At 73.9% G+C, this 15,282-nt stretch carries 20 protein-coding genes; 10 read left to right on the top strand and 10 right to left on the bottom strand.

What is annotated here, in order from left to right; translation table 11 throughout:
* Positions 1-7: 7 nt before the first annotated feature.
* Positions 8-1,138, top strand: coding sequence for an alkaline phosphatase family protein (locus NYO98_RS07630; RefSeq protein WP_407673893.1), 1,131 nt, complete (start codon positions 8-10; stop codon positions 1,136-1,138).
* Positions 1,139-1,150: 12 nt separating this feature from the next.
* Here the strand turns inward: NYO98_RS07630 and NYO98_RS07625 are convergent, their stop codons facing one another.
* Entirely contained in the window at positions 1,151-1,804 is a 654-nt protein-coding gene (locus NYO98_RS07625) for a thymidine kinase (protein WP_268110970.1), read from the bottom strand.
* Positions 1,805-1,858: 54 nt separating this feature from the next.
* On the opposite strand from NYO98_RS07625, the gene NYO98_RS07620 reads away from it, so the two are divergent.
* The gene (locus NYO98_RS07620) at positions 1,859-2,698 is read left to right on the top strand and encodes a sulfurtransferase (RefSeq protein WP_268110969.1); all 840 of its coding nucleotides are present in this window, start codon (positions 1,859-1,861) and stop codon (positions 2,696-2,698) included.
* On the opposite strand, the gene NYO98_RS07615 is transcribed toward NYO98_RS07620, so the two are convergent.
* Positions 2,699-3,535, bottom strand: a complete 837-nt coding sequence (locus tag NYO98_RS07615) for an MOSC domain-containing protein (protein WP_268110968.1) — start codon at positions 3,533-3,535, stop codon at positions 2,699-2,701.
* 3 nt (positions 3,536-3,538) lie between these two features.
* Positions 3,539-4,525 (bottom strand): septation protein SepH, encoded by a 987-nt coding sequence (gene sepH, locus NYO98_RS07610; RefSeq protein WP_268110967.1) that lies wholly within the window; start codon positions 4,523-4,525, stop codon positions 3,539-3,541.
* A 124-nt stretch (positions 4,526-4,649) separates the two neighbouring features.
* Between sepH and NYO98_RS07605 the strand changes: the two genes are divergently transcribed.
* Entirely contained in the window at positions 4,650-5,285 is a 636-nt protein-coding gene (locus tag NYO98_RS07605) for a trimeric intracellular cation channel family protein (RefSeq protein ID WP_268110966.1), read from the top strand.
* A 17-nt stretch (positions 5,286-5,302) separates the two neighbouring features.
* Here NYO98_RS07605 and NYO98_RS07600 read toward each other — a convergent pair whose 3' ends face one another.
* Both NYO98_RS07600 and NYO98_RS07595 read right to left on the bottom strand, forming a co-directional pair.
* Complete coding sequence (locus NYO98_RS07600; RefSeq protein WP_268110965.1) at positions 5,303-6,625, bottom strand: D-arabinono-1,4-lactone oxidase; 1,323 nt, start codon at positions 6,623-6,625, stop codon at positions 5,303-5,305.
* Positions 6,622-7,806 carry an MFS transporter gene (locus tag NYO98_RS07595; RefSeq protein WP_268110964.1) on the bottom strand — a complete coding sequence of 395 codons (1,185 nt, stop codon included), beginning with the start codon at positions 7,804-7,806 and terminating at the stop codon, positions 6,622-6,624. The genes NYO98_RS07600 and NYO98_RS07595 overlap by 4 nt, the downstream gene beginning before the upstream one ends.
* Before the next feature lie 33 nt (positions 7,807-7,839).
* Here NYO98_RS07595 and NYO98_RS07590 point away from each other — a divergent pair, with 33 nt between their 5' ends.
* The 3 genes from NYO98_RS07590 to NYO98_RS07580 all read left to right on the top strand — a co-directional run bounded on the left by NYO98_RS07590 (position 7,840) and on the right by NYO98_RS07580 (position 10,267).
* Positions 7,840-8,958, top strand: a complete 1,119-nt coding sequence (locus tag NYO98_RS07590) for a ferrochelatase (RefSeq protein WP_268110962.1) — start codon at positions 7,840-7,842, stop codon at positions 8,956-8,958.
* Entirely contained in the window at positions 8,955-9,776 is an 822-nt protein-coding gene (locus NYO98_RS07585; RefSeq protein ID WP_268110960.1) for an inositol monophosphatase family protein, read from the top strand. The genes NYO98_RS07590 and NYO98_RS07585 overlap by 4 nt, the downstream gene beginning before the upstream one ends.
* A 200-nt stretch (positions 9,777-9,976) precedes the next feature.
* A complete protein-coding gene (locus tag NYO98_RS07580; RefSeq protein WP_268110959.1) occupies positions 9,977-10,267 on the top strand; it encodes a DUF4193 domain-containing protein in 291 nt (96 codons plus the stop codon).
* Between the two features lie 144 nt (positions 10,268-10,411).
* Here the strand turns inward: NYO98_RS07580 and NYO98_RS07575 are convergent, their stop codons facing one another.
* From NYO98_RS07575 to NYO98_RS07560, 4 genes are all read right to left on the bottom strand, one after another.
* Positions 10,412-10,639, bottom strand: coding sequence for a hypothetical protein (locus tag NYO98_RS07575; RefSeq protein ID WP_268110958.1), 228 nt, complete (start codon positions 10,637-10,639; stop codon positions 10,412-10,414).
* 38 nt (positions 10,640-10,677) lie between these two features.
* Positions 10,678-11,031: a helix-turn-helix domain-containing protein gene (locus NYO98_RS07570; RefSeq protein ID WP_268110957.1), complete on the bottom strand. Its 354-nt coding sequence runs from the start codon at positions 11,029-11,031 to the stop codon at positions 10,678-10,680.
* A gap of 425 nt (positions 11,032-11,456) precedes the next feature.
* Positions 11,457-11,789 carry a DUF4235 domain-containing protein gene (locus tag NYO98_RS07565; protein ID WP_268110956.1) on the bottom strand — a complete coding sequence of 111 codons (333 nt, stop codon included), beginning with the start codon at positions 11,787-11,789 and terminating at the stop codon, positions 11,457-11,459.
* Positions 11,790-11,798: 9 nt separating this feature from the next.
* Positions 11,799-12,257 carry a DUF3093 domain-containing protein gene (locus tag NYO98_RS07560; RefSeq protein ID WP_268110954.1) on the bottom strand — a complete coding sequence of 153 codons (459 nt, stop codon included), beginning with the start codon at positions 12,255-12,257 and terminating at the stop codon, positions 11,799-11,801.
* Positions 12,258-12,347: 90 nt separating this feature from the next.
* Between NYO98_RS07560 and dut the strand changes: the two genes are divergently transcribed.
* The 4 genes from dut to NYO98_RS07540 are packed head-to-tail and all read left to right on the top strand — an operon-like array spanning position 12,348 to position 14,595.
* Positions 12,348-12,791 (top strand): dUTP diphosphatase, encoded by a 444-nt coding sequence (dut, locus tag NYO98_RS07555; protein WP_268111437.1) that lies wholly within the window; start codon positions 12,348-12,350, stop codon positions 12,789-12,791.
* 43 nt (positions 12,792-12,834) lie between these two features.
* Complete coding sequence (locus NYO98_RS07550) at positions 12,835-13,470, top strand: DUF3710 domain-containing protein (RefSeq protein WP_268110953.1); 636 nt, start codon at positions 12,835-12,837, stop codon at positions 13,468-13,470.
* 4 nt (positions 13,471-13,474) lie between these two features.
* On the top strand, positions 13,475-13,837 hold the full coding sequence (locus tag NYO98_RS07545) for an OB-fold nucleic acid binding domain-containing protein (RefSeq protein WP_268110952.1): 363 nt from the start codon (positions 13,475-13,477) through the stop codon (positions 13,835-13,837).
* Positions 13,834-14,595, top strand: a complete 762-nt coding sequence (locus NYO98_RS07540) for a DUF3159 domain-containing protein (RefSeq protein WP_268110951.1) — start codon at positions 13,834-13,836, stop codon at positions 14,593-14,595. Before NYO98_RS07545 ends, NYO98_RS07540 begins: the two co-directional genes overlap by 4 nt.
* A gap of 13 nt (positions 14,596-14,608) precedes the next feature.
* Here the strand turns inward: NYO98_RS07540 and NYO98_RS07535 are convergent, their stop codons facing one another.
* The gene (locus NYO98_RS07535) at positions 14,609-15,280 is read right to left on the bottom strand and encodes a potassium channel family protein (protein WP_191195723.1); all 672 of its coding nucleotides are present in this window, start codon (positions 15,278-15,280) and stop codon (positions 14,609-14,611) included.
* Between the last annotated feature and the right edge of the window lie 2 nt (positions 15,281-15,282).

Genomic DNA, 15,282 nt, shown 5'->3' with positions numbered 1-15,282 from the left:
GGTGACCATCGCCCCGGAGCCGCGCGGCTTCACGCCGCCGGCCTACGGCGACCGCTCGCTCGCCGACGTCGTGCCCTCGGTCGCACGTGCCCTCGGCGTCGAGCTGCACGGGCACCCCGCCGGGCTCGAGCTCCCGCCCGCACCGTCGTACGTCGTCTTCCTCGTCGACGGGATGGGGGCCGAGCTGCTGGCGCGATACGCGCACGCGGCGCCGTACCTCTCCTCCCTCCTCGACGGGGCCGCGACGGGCACGGCCGGCGTGCCGTCGACGACGGCCACCTCGCTCACCTCGCTCGGCACCGGGCTGGTGCCCGGCGCGCACGGGCTCGTCGGCTTCACCGCCCGGATCCCGGGCACCGACCGGCTGCTCAACCACCTCTGGTGGGACAAGGGCGTCGACCCGCTCGAGTGGCAGCCGCACCCGACCGCGTTCGGTCGGCTGGCGCACGCCGGCGTGCACGTCACCTCGGTCAACAAGCGGGACTTCGACGGGTCCGGCCTCACCGTCGCGTCCCAGCGCGGGGCGACCTACGTCGGCGCGGACCGCGTGGGCGAGCGCATCGCCGCCACCGTGGCCGCCTCGGCCGACCAGCCGTCGCTGACCTACGTCTACGACTCCGACCTCGACTGGACCGGGCACAAGTTCGGCGTCGCCTCCACCCAGTGGCTCCAGCAGCTCGCCATGGTCGACGCCGAGGCCGAGCAGCTGCGCGAGGCCCTGCCTGCGTCCACGCGGCTGCTCGTGGTCGCCGACCACGGCATGGTGGACGGCCCCCGCGACGCGCGGGTCGACGTCGACGAGGTGGACGGGATGCGCGACGGCGTCGCGCTCCTCGGTGGGGAGGCCAGGTTCCGCCACCTCTACTGCGCCGCCGGTGCCGTGCCCGACGTCGTCGCGACCTGGCGCGAGGTGCTGGGGGACCGGGCCACCGTGCTGACGCGCGAGGAGGCCGTCGGGCGCGAGTGGTTCGGCCCCGTCGCGCCGGGGGTGCTGCCGCGCCTCGGCGACGTGATGGTCGCCTGCCACGACGACACCGCGGTGGTGTCCACCCGCGACTTCGCCTACGAGGACACCCTCGTCGGGCTCCACGGCTCGCTCACGCCGGCCGAGATGCTGATCCCGATCCTGGTCGGCTGAGCCACCCCCGGGTCAGCCGAAGGGCAGCGGCTCGGGCGCCAGGCTGACGGCCTTGGCGCGCGCGGCGGTGAGCCGGCGACGGTGGTGCTGGCGGCACAGCACCTCGTAGGCGACGTCGGCGGGCGGCTCGTCGACCTGGTCGACGTCGCCGACCACGATGACCTCGCCCTCGACGACCATCGCGCCGTTCTCGGTGCGGGCGTTGTGGGTGGCGCGCTTGCCGCACCAGCACAGCGCCTCCACCTGCAGCACGTTCATCCGGTCGGCGAGCTCGACCAGCCGGGCGCTGCCGGGGAACAGGTGCGAGCGGAAGTCGGTGAGGATGCCGAACGCGAAGACGTCGATCTGCAGCTCGTCGACGACCTTGGCTAGCTGGTCGATCTGCTCGGCGGAGTAGAACTGGGCCTCGTCGCAGATGAGGTAGTCGATCCGGCCGCCGCGGGTCAGGGAGTCCACGACGTAGGCCCAGAAGTCGAAGCCGGCGTCGACCTCCAGCGCGTCGTGGGTGAGCCCCAGCCGGCTGGACAGCACCGCTTGCCCCGACCGGTCGTGCGTGGTGAAGATCCGGCCGACGCGTCCGCGGGCGGCGTGGTTGTGGTTGGTCTGGAGCGCCAGCGTCGACTTGCCGGAGTCCATCGTGCCCGTGAAGAAGTGCAGTTCAGCCATGTCCCGCGAATCCTGTCACAGCCCCCGGCCCGCACGGCGGCTACCGTGCCGCGCATGGACGAGGACTTTCGCCGCGAAGCTCCACGAGGGCCGCTGATCACCCCCGACGAGCTCGCGGCGGAGCTCGGCCGGGTCACGGTGCTGGACGTGCGCTACCTCATGGGCGGCCCGCCCGGCCGCGAGCAGCACGAGGCCGGCCACGTCCCCGGGGCGGCGTACGTCGACCTCGACGAGGACCTCGCGGACCCGCCGGGCACCGGCGGCAGGCACCCGCTCCCCGATCCGGCACGGTTCGAGGCGGCGATGCGGCGCGCCGGCGTCCACGGCGACCGGCCCGTGGTCGTGTACGACGACTGGCAGGGGCGGGCGGCCGCCCGCGCGTGGTGGCTGCTGCGGCACCACGGCCACCGCGACGTCCGGGTGCTCGACGGCGGGTGGACCGCGTGGCGGGAGGACGGGCACCCCGCCGAGGCCGGTCCGGTGGACGCCGTGCCGGGCGACTTCACCCTCTCCGACGGGCACGAGGTCGCCGTGGTCGGGCCGGACGACGTCCTGGGTGTCGACGTGCTCGTCGACGCCCGGGCACCCGAGCGGTTCCGCGGCGAGACCGAGCCGGTCGACCCGGTCGCCGGCCACATCCCGGGGGCCGTCAACGTGCCGACGACCGCCAACCTCGACGACCGCGGACGGTTCCTCCCGCCCGCGCGGCTCCGGGAGGTGTACGCCGGCGTCGGCGCCGACACGGCGGCGACGGTGGCTGCCTACTGCGGGTCGGGTGTGACGGCGGCCCACGACCTGCTGGCCATGGAGGTCGCCGGCATCCGGGCGGCGCTCTACCCGGGCAGCTGGAGCGGCTGGATCACCGACCCCGAGCGGCCCGTCGCGACCGGGTGATCACTCGGCGCGGACGGCGTCGCCGACGCCGATCCGGCCGCTGGTCTCCGGGACGAGGTGCACGGCGAAGAACAGCTTGCCGTCGACGCGCCGGTGCCGGGCCAGGGTGCGGGTGGGCTCCTCGGACGTGGTCAGCGTGACCGGGTCGAGGGTCGCCATCACGCACCGGCCGACGGGCTTGCCGACCCGGAAGGGCACGTCGCCCACGACGACCCGGGTCCAGCGGTCCTCGGCGAACGGCTCGTCGCCGTCGACGACGAGGTTGGCCCGGAAGCGCTCGACGGGGAGCGGGTCGGGTGGCTCCTCGCTGAGCTCCAGCGCCTGCTCGACCATCCAGTCGTCGAGCCGGCGCATCGACGCCAGCGACGCGATCGTCACGGGGAAGGAGTCGGGGAAGGCGGCGTGGTCGCCGGGCCGGGAGAAGCCCGGCTGGAGCGTGCGCTCCTCCGGGGCGTGGCACCAGACCAGGTGCAGGTCGTCGCGACCGAGGACCGCACGGAGCCACGCGTCGGCGTCGCGGCCGGCCGGGCGGGCACGCAGGTGCAGGGAGAACAGACGGACGTCGACCGGCGCGGTCTGGGGGACGTCGACGAGCAGGTCGGGGTGACCCGGGGCGCGGAGCCGCAGCGCGGCGGCGACGGACGGGTCGGTTGCCGGTGTGTCCGCGACGACGGTGAAGAGGCGGTGCACCTCACGGGCGGAGACAAGGCAGCGGTCGCCGTCGACGATCATCCACGTCCGGTCGTCGGCCAGCCCGCGCGGCAGCACGGTGGCGGAGGTGAGCGGGCGGATCGCGCCGGACTTCAGCGGATGGACGTTGAGCTGGACGAGGCGCAACCGTCAGTCGCCCTTGCCCCCGCCGAACATGATCTCGTCCCAGCTCGGCACCGACGCGCGTCCGCGCTTCTTGGCGGGCTTCGGCTTGGGCTCCGCGGGGGCCTCGGCGGCCGGCTCGGGCCGGGGCTCGGCCGGCTGCTCGGGCCGGTCGTCGCGCCGGTCCTGCCCGCCGCGGTCCTGCCCGCCGCGGTCCTGCCCGCCACGGTCCTCGTCGAGGTAGGCCTCCACCGGCTGCTCGGTGCCCAGGCCGGTGTCGGAGAGCTCCATCGTGGTCTCCTCCGGCGTCGCCGAGGACTCCTCGCCGGTGACCATCTCGATCGCGTCGTCGCCGAGCGGCACGTCCTCGCCGACCGCGCTCAGCCGGCGCTGCCGCGCGGCGGCCAGGTCGTCGGAGGCCGGCGTCGCGGCCGCCTCCGGGGTGGCGTCGCCGACCAGCCAGCGCGCGTCGTCGTCGTCCACGGTGACGAAGCTGCCCCGCGGGTCGTGGGAGAAGGTGGCGGTGCCGACGCGCCCGGCCACGTCGTAGAGCGCCGTCAGCGTCCACCGGCCGTCCTCGCGACGCCAGGCGTCCCACTCCACGCTGCTCGGGTCGACGTTGTGCGCCCGCAGGTGTGCGCCGACGGCCTCGCCGAGGGTGCGCGCCCCGCTCTCGGTCGCGCGGCGGCGTACGGACGCCAGCTGGGCCCGCTCGGCGACGTGCGCGCGCTCGGCCATCACGGGCGCGGCGAACGGCATGATCTTCTCCACCGACGTCCCGGCCGCGTGGGCCACCGCCTCGGGTGACTCACCGGCTCGGATGCGCATCTGGATGTCGCGGGGGCGGAGGGTTGATTCCATCGGGATCTCCAACTGGCCGTTGCTGTCGGGCGCGCCCGCGAGGGCGCGACGGAGCCGGGCGTCGACCGCCAGGGTGTGCTGCTGGCCCGACTCGTCCACCAGCAGCAGGCGCTTGCCGTCCTTGCTGCGTCCGGTGAACGTCAGCTTGGCCATGGACGGCGGACTCCTGACTGGCTGTGGTCGGGGGGTGGTCGGGCGGTGGACCCGTGTCGCTCGAGCCTACGCCAGCGGCATGCCCGAGGGCGGTTGCGCCCGCGGCGCGCCCTAGGCTTCCGGTGTGCCCGAGACGGAGTTCGCCACGACGCTGGTCGCGCTCGACCTCGTCGGCATCTTCGTGTTCGCGGTCACCGGGGCACTCGTCGCCGTCCGGAAGAACCTCGACATCTTCGCCGCGTTCGTCCTGGGTGGCGTGACCGGGCTGGGCGGCGGCTTCATCCGCGACGTGCTGATCGGCGCCACCCCGCCGGCGGCGCTGACCGACTGGCGCTACCTGCTGGTCCCCGTCGCGGCGGGCCTGCTGACCTTCGTCTTCCACCCTGCGGTGGGGCGGTTGGAGCGGGTGATCACGCTCTTCGACGCCGTCGGCCTCTCCCTGTTCTGCGTCACGGGGACGCTGAAGGCGCTGGACTACGGGCTCGACCCCGTGCCGGCGGCGCTCATGGGGATGGTCACCGCCATCGGCGGCGGGATGATGCGCGACGTCCTCGCGGGCAACGTGCCGGTCATCTTCGAGGGCAACCTCTACGCCACGCCCGCCATCGCCGGCGCGGCCGTCGCGGTGCTCCTCGACCGCACCGACCTGCCGGTCTTCGCGGTCGCCACGGCCGGGTTCTGCACGTGCCTGGTCTGGCGGCTGCTGGCGCTCGTGCGCGGCTGGAGCGCGCCCCTGCCGCGCGGTCCCGCGAACGTCTGAGCGCCGCGGGCTCGTCCTCAGTCGCCCAGGACGCGGCGGAGGTGGGCGTTCGCGAACACCCGGTCCGGGTCGAGGCGGTCGCGCAGCGCGAGGAAGTCGTCGAACCGGTCGTACGCCGGGGCGAGGTCCGCGGCGGTCCGGGTGTGCACCTTGCCCCAGTGGGGCCGGCCGCCCGCCTCGCGCAGGATCGGCTCCAGCCCACCGAAGTAGGCCGTGTGGTCGGTGTCGGCCGGCACGTGGAAGGCGAGGTAGAGGCTGTCGCGGCCGTGGGCGGTCGACAGGGCGACGTCGTCCGCGCGGGCGGTGCGCACCTCGACCGGGAACGCGATGCGCCAGTCGCTCGCCTCGATCGCCCTGCGGCACTCGCGCAGCACGTCGAGCCCGACCTCGCGCGGGACGGCGTACTCCATCTCGCGGAAGCGGACCCGTCGCGGCGTCACGAACACGCGGTGGGCGAGGTCGCTGTAGCGGCGCTCGGACTGCGCGCGCCCGGCGACCCGGTTGATCCGTGGGACCAGGGCCGGCACGCGTGAGCCGACGCGGCACAGGGCGCCGAAGGCCGCGTTGGACATGAGCTCGTCCTCCCACCACGCGGCGGCACGCGACGGAGGCTGCTGCTCGCCGGGGTCGAGGTCCGTGCGGACGTTCTGCTTGACCATGAGCCGGTCGGTGTGGGGGAACCAGTAGAGGTCGAGGTGGTGCGACTCGGCCGCCATCTCGTCGTACGACGCCAGCCCGCGGTCCCACGTCATCGGCTGCTCGTGGGCCTCGACGACGAAGAGCGGTTCGACGTGGAAGGTGAGGCTGGTGAGGATGCCCAGCGCGCCGAGGCCGACCCGGGCGAGGTCGAAGACGTCCGGGTTCTCGGTGCGGGAGGCGCGCAGCACCTCGCCGGTGCCGGTGACCAGCTCGAGGCCGGCGAGCTGCGCGGCAAGCCCGGCCGCGATGCCCCCGGTGCCGTGGGTGCCGGTCGAGGTGGCGCCCGCCAGGGTCTGCTCCGCGATGTCGCCCATGTTGTGCAGCGACAGGCCGAGCCGCTCGAGGGCGAGGTTCAGGTCCTTGAGCGGGGTGCCGGCACGGGCGGTCACCGTCATCGCGTCGCGGTCGACGGCGAGGATGCCGGAGAGCGCCTCGGGACGGAGCAGGGTGTGCTCGGGCGCGGCGATGGCGGTGAAGCTGTGCCCGGTGCCGGTCATCTTCACCGTCGTGCCGCTCTCGCGGGCACGGCGCACGACGTCCATGACCGAGTCGACCGACCCGGGGGTCTCGACGTGGCGGGGGACCGCCTCCTCGAGACCGGACCAGTTGCGCCAGAGGTGACCGTGGACCGCGGGGCTCATGTGCGCAGACTAGGACCCGGACGGGCAGCCTGCGCGGCAAGCGCTCCGAGCACGCCGCCGGCCAGCGCCACGGCGTACGCCGCCGACGCGCCGCTGTGGTCGACGACGAAGCCTGCGACGCTCGCGCCCGGCGCGACGCCCGCGACGATGCCGGTGTGCAGGATCGCCATCCCCTCGGTCAGGCGGCCGGCCGGGACGCCCTGCTCGACCATCGTCATCGCGGCGATCATCGTCGGGGCGATCGCGAGCCCACCGACGAGGAGGACCACGGCCATCACCGGGACGGACTGGACGAACATCAGCGGCGCCATCGCGAGGGCCATCGCCGCCGAGCCCCAGCGGAGCCGCACGTCGGGGCCCCTGCGCCAGGCGATCGCACCGGTCACCAGCCCGGCGACGAGGCTGCCGAGGGACCACACGGCCAGCAGCCAGCCGGCCACCCACCGCATGCCCTGCTCCTCGGCGAAGGCGACGGTGGTGACCTCGGCGGCGCCGAAGAGCGCGCCGAGGGTCAGGCAGACCAGGGCCAGGGTCAGGACGAGCCGCCACGGCATCGTCGGGCGGGCGCCGGCGGGCGCGCTGCGGCCGGCCGGCGGCTCGGTGCGCCGCTGGGCCGCGAACGCGAAGGTGCCGACGACACCGCTCACGAGGGCCGCGCTGAGGCCCGCGACGGGGTGCCAGCTGGTCGCCAGCAGGGTGACCAGCACCGGGCCGACCACGAAGACGACCTCGTCGAGGACGGCCTCGAGGGCGAAGGCGGTCTGCTTCTCACCCGGGTCGTCGAGGAGGTGGGACCAGCGGGTGCGGACGCTGGCGCCGACCTGGGGGAGCGCCGCGCCGGCGACGGCCGCGAAGACGTACGTCCACGCGCGGGGCCAGTCCTGCTCGACGGCGAGCATCATCAGCGCGAGGCCGCCGCCGAAGACCGAGATCGCCAGCGGGAGCACCCGGGCCTGCCCGTAGTGGTCGACCCAGCGGCCGTGGAGCACGGCGAAGGCCGCCTCGGCCAGCACGAACACCGCGGACACCGTCCCGGCCAGGCCGTAGGAGCCGGTGCGCTCCTCGACGAGGAGGACGATGCCCAGTCCGACCATGGAGATCGGCAGCCGGGCGACGAGGGCGGCGCTGCTGAAGGCCAACGCACCGGGCCGCGCCAAGACCCGGCGGTAGGAGTCGAGCACGAGCCGAATGGTAGGCGCCTCTACTCTGGCTGCATGAATCCTGCGGGGCACCCCGACGTGAAGCCGTACGACGCCCTCCTGGTCCTCTCCTTCGGGGGTCCCGAGAAGCCCGAGGACGTGGTGCCGTTCCTGGAGAACGTGACCCGCGGCCGCGGGATCCCGCGCGAGCGCCTCGAGCAGGTGGGGGAGCACTACTTCCTCTTCGGCGGGAAGAGTCCGATCAACGACCAGAACCGTGCCCTGATCGCGGCGCTCGAGAAGGACTTCGCCGACCACGGCATCGACCTGCCGGTCTACTTCGGCAACCGCAACTGGGACCCCTACCTCGCCGACACCCTCGCCCAGATGACCGCCGACGGGGTCCAGCGGGCCGCGGTCTTCGCCACGTCGGCGTACTCGTCGTGGTCGTCGTGCCGGCAGTACCGCGAGAACCTGTGGGACGCCGTCGAGCAGACCACGGGCGCGCCGCGCCTCGACAAGCTGCGCCAGTACTACAACCACCCCGGCTTCCTCGAGCCCGTCGTGGACGCCTGCCTCGAGGCCCTCGGCGAGCTGCCCACCAACGGTGACGCCGCCCACCTGGTGTTCGTGACCCACTCGATCCCGACCGCGATGGCCGAGACCAGCGGCGCGCCGCCGGAGGCGAAGGCACAGCCGCGTGGCGCCTACGTCAAGCAGCACCGCAGCGCCGTCGACGAGGTGGCGGACCGGGTCCGCGCGGCCACGGGGCGGGCCCACCGGCACGACCTCGTCTACTGCTCCCGCTCGGGCGCGCCCTCGACGCCGTGGCTCGAGCCCGACGTCAACGACCACCTCGAGGAGCTGGCGAGCGACGGGGTGAGCCAGGTGGTGCTGGTGCCGATCGGCTTCGTGTCCGACCACATGGAGGTCATCTACGACCTCGACACGGAGGCGACGGCCACCGCCGAGCGGCTCGGGATCCGCGCGGTGCGCGCCGCGACGTCGGGAACCGACCCCCGCTTCGTGGCGATGGTCCGCGACCTCGTGCTGGAGCGGGCCGCCGCCGAGCGGGGCGAGTCACCGGACCGCCCGGCGCTCGGCTCGCTGCCGGCCGGCCCCGACATCTGCGGGGCAGGCTGCTGCCCCAACCCGCGGGGTCCGCGTCCGGCCCTCTGCGGGGCCGACTCGTGACGCAGGACCCCTCGGTCGCGCCGGAGGTGCTGCGCGACCTGGCGCGCTCGCTCGCCCACGAGGGCGCGGGCCTGGCCCGCGAGATGCGGCGCGGCGGCATCGACGTGGCCGACACCAAGACCAGCGCCGTCGACGTCGTCACCGAGGCCGACCGGGCGGTCGAGGAGCTGCTCCGCTCGCGCATCGTCGCCCAGCGTCCCGACGACGCCATCCTGGGGGAGGAGGGCGACGACCGCCCCGGCACCTCGGGGGTGCGGTGGGTCCTCGACCCGATCGACGGGACCGTCAACTACCTCTACGGCCTGCCTGACTGCGCGGTGTCGGTCGCCGCTGAGGTCGCGGGGACTGTCGTCGCGGGCGCCGTGGTGACGATCCCGACCGGTGTCGAGTACGCCGCCGCGCTCGGCCACGGCGCGACCCGCGACGGTCTGCCCATCTCGGTCCGACCGTCTCCGCCCCTGGCCGAGCGGCTCGTGCTGACCGGCTTCGGCTACCAGCGAGAGGTCCGGGAGCACCAGGCCGGGTGTGTCGCCGCGCTGCTGCCGGAGGTCCGCGACATCCGCCGGATGGGCTCCTGTGCCCTGGACCTGTGCCACGTCGCGGACGGGAGCGGCGACGCCTACGTCGAGGCCGGCCCGCAGCCGTGGGACTGGTCTGCTGGCGGCCTGGTGCTGCGCGAGGCGGGTGGCCGCTTCGACCTGCTCGACGGCACCTTCACGGTCGGGTCGTACCCTCTGCGCAACGTGGTGGCGGGCGCCCCCGCCGACGGCTGGGACGACTTCGTCGCCGCGCTGGCCGTGGCGGGCTTCATCGCCTGACAGCTCCGGCGTCCGGGTGGGCCGGGGACGCCCGCCGAGGTGGGAATACCGAGACGTCGCCCACTGTTCAGGCGACACGTTGCGGACCGGCTCACCACGGAACCGGTTCATGGTGCACAATCTGGCGCCGACGACGCGCACAACTGGGACGTCCCGCCGCGATCCGGCGGAACGGGTCCACAGCATGGGAGAGGGAACCGATGGCCACCGACTACGACGCACCACGCAAGTCCGAGGAGGACCAGAGCGAGGAGAGCATCGAGGAGCTCAAGGCCCGACGTCACGACAAGAACTCCGGCAAGGTCGACGAGGACGAGACCGAGGCCGCCGAGTCCTTCGAGCTCCCGGGTGCCGACCTCTCGCACGAGGAGCTCGCCGTCGAGGTCATGCCTCGTCAGGACGACGAGTTCACCTGCATGAGCTGCTTCCTGGTGCATCACCGGTCGCAGCTGGCCGACGAGAAGAACCTCATCTGCCGCGACTGCATCTGAGCCCGGCACCCGACTCACCGCACACGACAGCGCCCGTCCCTCCCCGTGAGGGCGGGCGCTTCGTCGTGTGTGCCCCGCTGGGCCGGCTGGCCAGCTGTCCGGCTGGCTCTGGGTTCGGGGGATCTGCCGCCCGGTGGTCCTGGGTCAGGCCGCGTGCCGGGGAGGTCCACCGTGCCCCGGTCGACGTGCGTCGCGCAGCTCCTGGAGGTGCTCGGCCTCCGCCCTCAGCTGGCGGAGCGACGGGTGGTCGACGGGCGTCCCGTGGAGCATCCGCTCGATCCGCTTCACGTGCCGGGACGTCCGGTAGCGGACCGACGGGACGCCCAGCCGCCGGGAGCGGTTGCGGCTGGTGAAGTAGTCGATGCTCGTCATCCGCCGGAACGCCCGCGGAACCCACCACCCGGTCACTCTCAGGTCCACGTGGGCGGGGTAGCGGCTCCCGTTGCGCCGGCGGGCGCCGTCGGCGCGCATCGGCTCGACGCGCTCGCCCGACTCCTCGTCGTGGAGGGCGACCACGACCCCCGCAGCCGCAGCATCTGCTGCAGCACGCTGACCCTCGGACTGGTGCGCTCGGTCTCCCAGCGTGCCACGGCCGACTGGGACACCCCGAGCAGCTCGGCCAGCCCCCGCTGCGACACGTCGAGGATGCGTCGGACCCGCCGGACGAGTCCCCCCACGCCGCCGTCGAACGGTCCCATGTGGAGCCAGTCGAGCTCGTCGTCGGTCAGGCCCGACGTCCTGACCACCGTCGTCGTACCGCTCATGTGCCGTCCTCCTGGCCTCGCCCGTCGTCGTACGACGAGCAAACGCCCCGGGGCCGACAGCCACGACAGCCCGTCCACAGCTCGGCACTCGGGTGCGTACGGATCGGGGTTGTGGACGGTTGGTGGCCCGCGATCCCGCGGGCCGGCCGCCGCGCCCCTGCCCCCACCCGCACTGGCCAGTGAGTCGCTCAGCGACTCACGGGCCACTGGCGAGCACGGCTGGCGTCGCCACGGCCTGAGTCGGTGGGAGACTCACGGGCCAGCGGCGGGCCGGGCGTCGGCGGGGCGACAGGACGTTGAGTCGCGCCGAGACTCACTGGCCAGTGAGCGCCCACCCCCGCCGGGCGCGCTGCCGGGGTGGGCGAGTCGGGCGCGGTCCCGTGGCGGGGTGGCCGGACGCGCGGTCGAGCTCGGGACGGCAGACGTCAGGACTGGGCGGCGGGGGCCTTCGAGGCGTCCTGCCCGTCCTTCTGCAGCTGCGGGGGGAGGTGGCCCGTGGACTTCGCGTAGTAGTGCGCCGCACGGCGGCTGGCGAGCATGCGCGCCACGCCGATCATGGTGCCGCTGACGGCCGCCCAGAGGACGGCCTCGTTGATGCTGACGTCGGGGTCGGCGGGGTTCGCCGGCGGGTTCTTGCCGGTGGCCGCGCGCCACGAGGTGTTGAGGCCCTTCTTGACCAGGGCAGCCGCGCCGAGCGCCGCGACGAGGGAGAACGCCGAGTAGACCTTGCTGGAGTTGTCCGAGGAGGAAGAAGCCATGTCCGCACCCTACCCAGCCGTTCGGCTCGCCCGCCCCGCCTCCAGGGCTGAGACGAGCGCGTCCGGCCGGCGGGAGCTGACCAGCCAGTACGGCGTCGGGTCGGCGGGGTCGGCGATGTCCACCCGGACGCCGCGCTTGAGGTAGGGGCGCAGCAGGAGGTACGCCCGGGCGTCGGCGTCGACGCCTGCCTGGCGTCGTACGGCGTCCGCGTCGAGGACGGTCACCGCACCCACGAGGTCCAGCGGGATGTGCGCGCGGCCGGCCCGGAAGGTGGTGCCGTCCACCGACACCCGAGGGCGCCCGTAGCCGACGAACAGGGCGACCATCACCGCCATCGCGAGGGCCGTCAGGGACCACGCGACGGCCTCGGGGGTGGCGGCCAGGACGGCCAGCCACAGGGACGCCACGAACATCGTGCCCTGCACCCACCAGCGCAGCGGAACGGTGAGGCGTTCGGCGTAGTCCACGGCGCAGAGCCTATAGATTCACTCCTCGTGCCCGACCACGACCCGACCCCCGACGCGACCCCCGACGAGACCCGGCGTCCCGCACCCGACCTGGACGTCGCCGTCGTCCGCCTCGACCCGGACCTGCCGCTGCCGTCGTACGCGCACCCGGGCGACGCCGGGGCCGACCTCCACACCACCGTCGACGTGCACCTCGCGCCGGGTGAGCGGGCCCTCGTCCCCACCGGCATCGGCCTCGCGCTGCCGGACGGGTACGTCGCGCTCGTCCACCCGCGCTCGGGGCTCGCGGCCCGGCACGGCCTGTCGATCGTCAACACCCCGGGCACGATCGACGCGGGCTACCGCGGCGAGGTCAAGGTGCTGCTCATCAACCACGACCCGGTCGAGCCGGTCGCCCTCAGCCGCGGCGACCGGATCGCGCAGCTGGTGATCCAGCGCTTCGAGCGGGCGCGGTTCGTCGAGGTGGGGGTGCTGCCCGAGTCCGTCCGGGGCGACGGGGGCTACGGTTCTACAGGTACCGGTTCGCGTCCTTGAGCCGGACCGCGCTCGGACGAGCGCTGATCGAAGGAGTGCTGACGTGAAGTTCCGCCGCAAGGCAGACACGACCCCGGTGAACGCGGACACCCCCGCGGAGGACGCCGCGGACGCCACCGCCGGCCCGGCTGCGGGCACCGGCCCGTTCGACGTGACCGAGGTCGAGGGGGACGGCATCGACCGCGCCGACCTCGGCTCCGTGCTCGTGCCCCCCATCGCCGACCGCGAGCTGCGGCTGCAGGTCGACGAGCAGAGCGGGCAGGTCCGCGCGGTCATGCTGGCCGGCTCCGACGGCGCCTGCGAATTCCAGGCCTTCGCTGCCCCCCGCAACGGCGACCTGTGGTCCGAGGTCCGACCGCAGATCGCGGAGGACATGGCGCGGCGCGGCGGCCAGGCCACCGAGCGCGAGGGGCGCTGGGGCACCGAGCTGGTGTGCCAGATGCCGATCCGCCGCCCCGACGGCACGACCGCGACCCAGCCGTCGCGCATCATCGGCGTGAACGGCGACCGGTGGATGCTGCGCGCGTCCTTCCTCGGCCGCCCGGCCGTCGAGCCGGACTCCGCGCCCGACTGGGAGGACGCGCTCGCCCAGATCGTCGTCCGCCGCGGCGACCAGGCGATGCCGGTGGGCGAGCCGCTGCCCGTCACGCTGCCGGACGACGCCCGCCGGGTGAGGTGACCCGATGGCCGAGAAGAGCCGGCTGCGCCAGGCGCTCTCCCGCTGGGCCGACAGCTCCGAGGCCCACCAGCGCGAGCTGCGCCAGTCGCACACGAGCACCGAGGCGATCGCCATCGCCGACGCCCCCGAGCGCGAGCACGTCGTCGTGAACGGCGTCCTGCGCACCGTCACGCTCCGCCCGCGAGGCGGCGTGCCGGCCCTCGAGGCCGAGCTCGACGACGGCTCCGGGGTCATCACCGTGGTGTGGCTGGGCCGCCGTCGCATCACCGGGGTCGACCCCGGCCGGTCGGTGACCGTCGCCGGCTGCATCGGGCGCCAGGGCGGCGTACCGATCATGTTCAACCCGCGATACGAGCTGCGCCCGTGACCGACCCGACCCACCAGCCCGCGAGCCATCCGGCGAGCCAGCCCGCGAGCCCGCCCGCGGCGGCCACCCCCTCGACCGACACGGTCGAGGCCGTGGTCCGCGCCCAGCTCGCCAAGGCGCTCGGCGGCCGACGCGGGATGGCCGAGGCCGCCGTGCCCACCCTCCTGTTCACCATCACCTGGCTGACGGCCAGCGACCTCGACCTGGCGCTGACGGTGAGCATCGGCGCCGCGCTGGTGCTGCTGCTCGTGCGGCTGGTGCAGCGCTCGACCGTCCAGTTCGTCCTCAACGCGCTGTTCGGCATCGGCATCGGCTGGTACTTCGTCCACCGCTCCGCGCAGTCCGGCGGGTCGGAGCAGGAGCAGGCGCTGGCCTACTTCCTGCCGGGGCTGCTCTACAACGGCGGGTACGCCGTCGTGCTGGCGTTCACGTGCCTGATCGGATGGCCACTGGTCGGCTTCATGGTCGGCAGCATCACCGGCGACCCGACCGCGTGGCACAAGGACAAGCAGGTCGTGAGGCTCTGCAGCCGCCTCACCTGGCTGCTGGTCGCGCCGTGCGTGCTGCGTGTCGTCATCCAGGCGCCCATCTGGCTGGCTGGCAACTCCGGCTCCATGGACCCCGACGCGGCGGTCGCCGCCCTCGGGGTGCTCAAGATCGCGCTCGGCTGGCCGCTGCAGCTCGCGGCGCTCGGGTCGATGATCTGGCTGCTCTCGCGCAACCGCACGCCCGTCGAGCCCGACGCCGCGCCGGCCTGACTGGCGGCCGGGCTCAGCCCGGGTGGTGGCCGGGGGAGAGCAGGTGCTCGAGCTCGGACTCCACCTCGGCCGGCACGACGAACAGCAGCTCGTCGCCGGACTCGAGCGGCTGCTCGGCCTCGGGGGTGTAGACCTGCCCGTCGCGCAGGATCGTGACCAGGGCGCAGTTGTCCGGGAACGGCACCAGACCGGCGGGCGTGCCGACGTAGGGGGAGTCCGCCGACAGGGTCAGCTCGACCAGGTTGGCGTTGCCCTGGCGGAACGTGAACAGGCGCACGAGGTCGCCGATCGACACGGCCTCCTCCACGAGCGCGGACATGATGCGAGGGGTGGAGACGTTGACGTCGACACCCCAGGCCTCGGTGAAGAGCCACTCGTTGTTGGGGTGGTTGACCCGACCGACGGTGCGCGGGACGCCGAACTCGGTCTTCGCCAGCAGCGAGGTGACCAGGTTGGCCTTGTCGTCACCGGTCGCGGCGATGACCACGTCGCACTTGCCGAGCTGGGCCTCGGCCAGGGAGGACAGCTCGCAGGAGTCGGCGAGCAGCCACTCGGCGTTGGGCACCCGCTCGGGACGGATCGCCGACGGGCTCTTGTCGATGAGCAGGATCTGGTGACCGTTCTCGATCAGCTCGCGGGCGATGGATCGACCCACGGCTCCGGCTCCGGCGATGGCGACGCGCATGT

The organism is Nocardioides pini, from assembly GCF_026712185.1.
In the GTDB taxonomy this organism is placed as follows: domain Bacteria; phylum Actinomycetota; class Actinomycetes; order Propionibacteriales; family Nocardioidaceae; genus Nocardioides; species Nocardioides pini.
The sequence above is the reverse complement of the archived record's forward strand: the minus strand, read 5'-3'. Positions and strand labels throughout refer to the sequence as shown.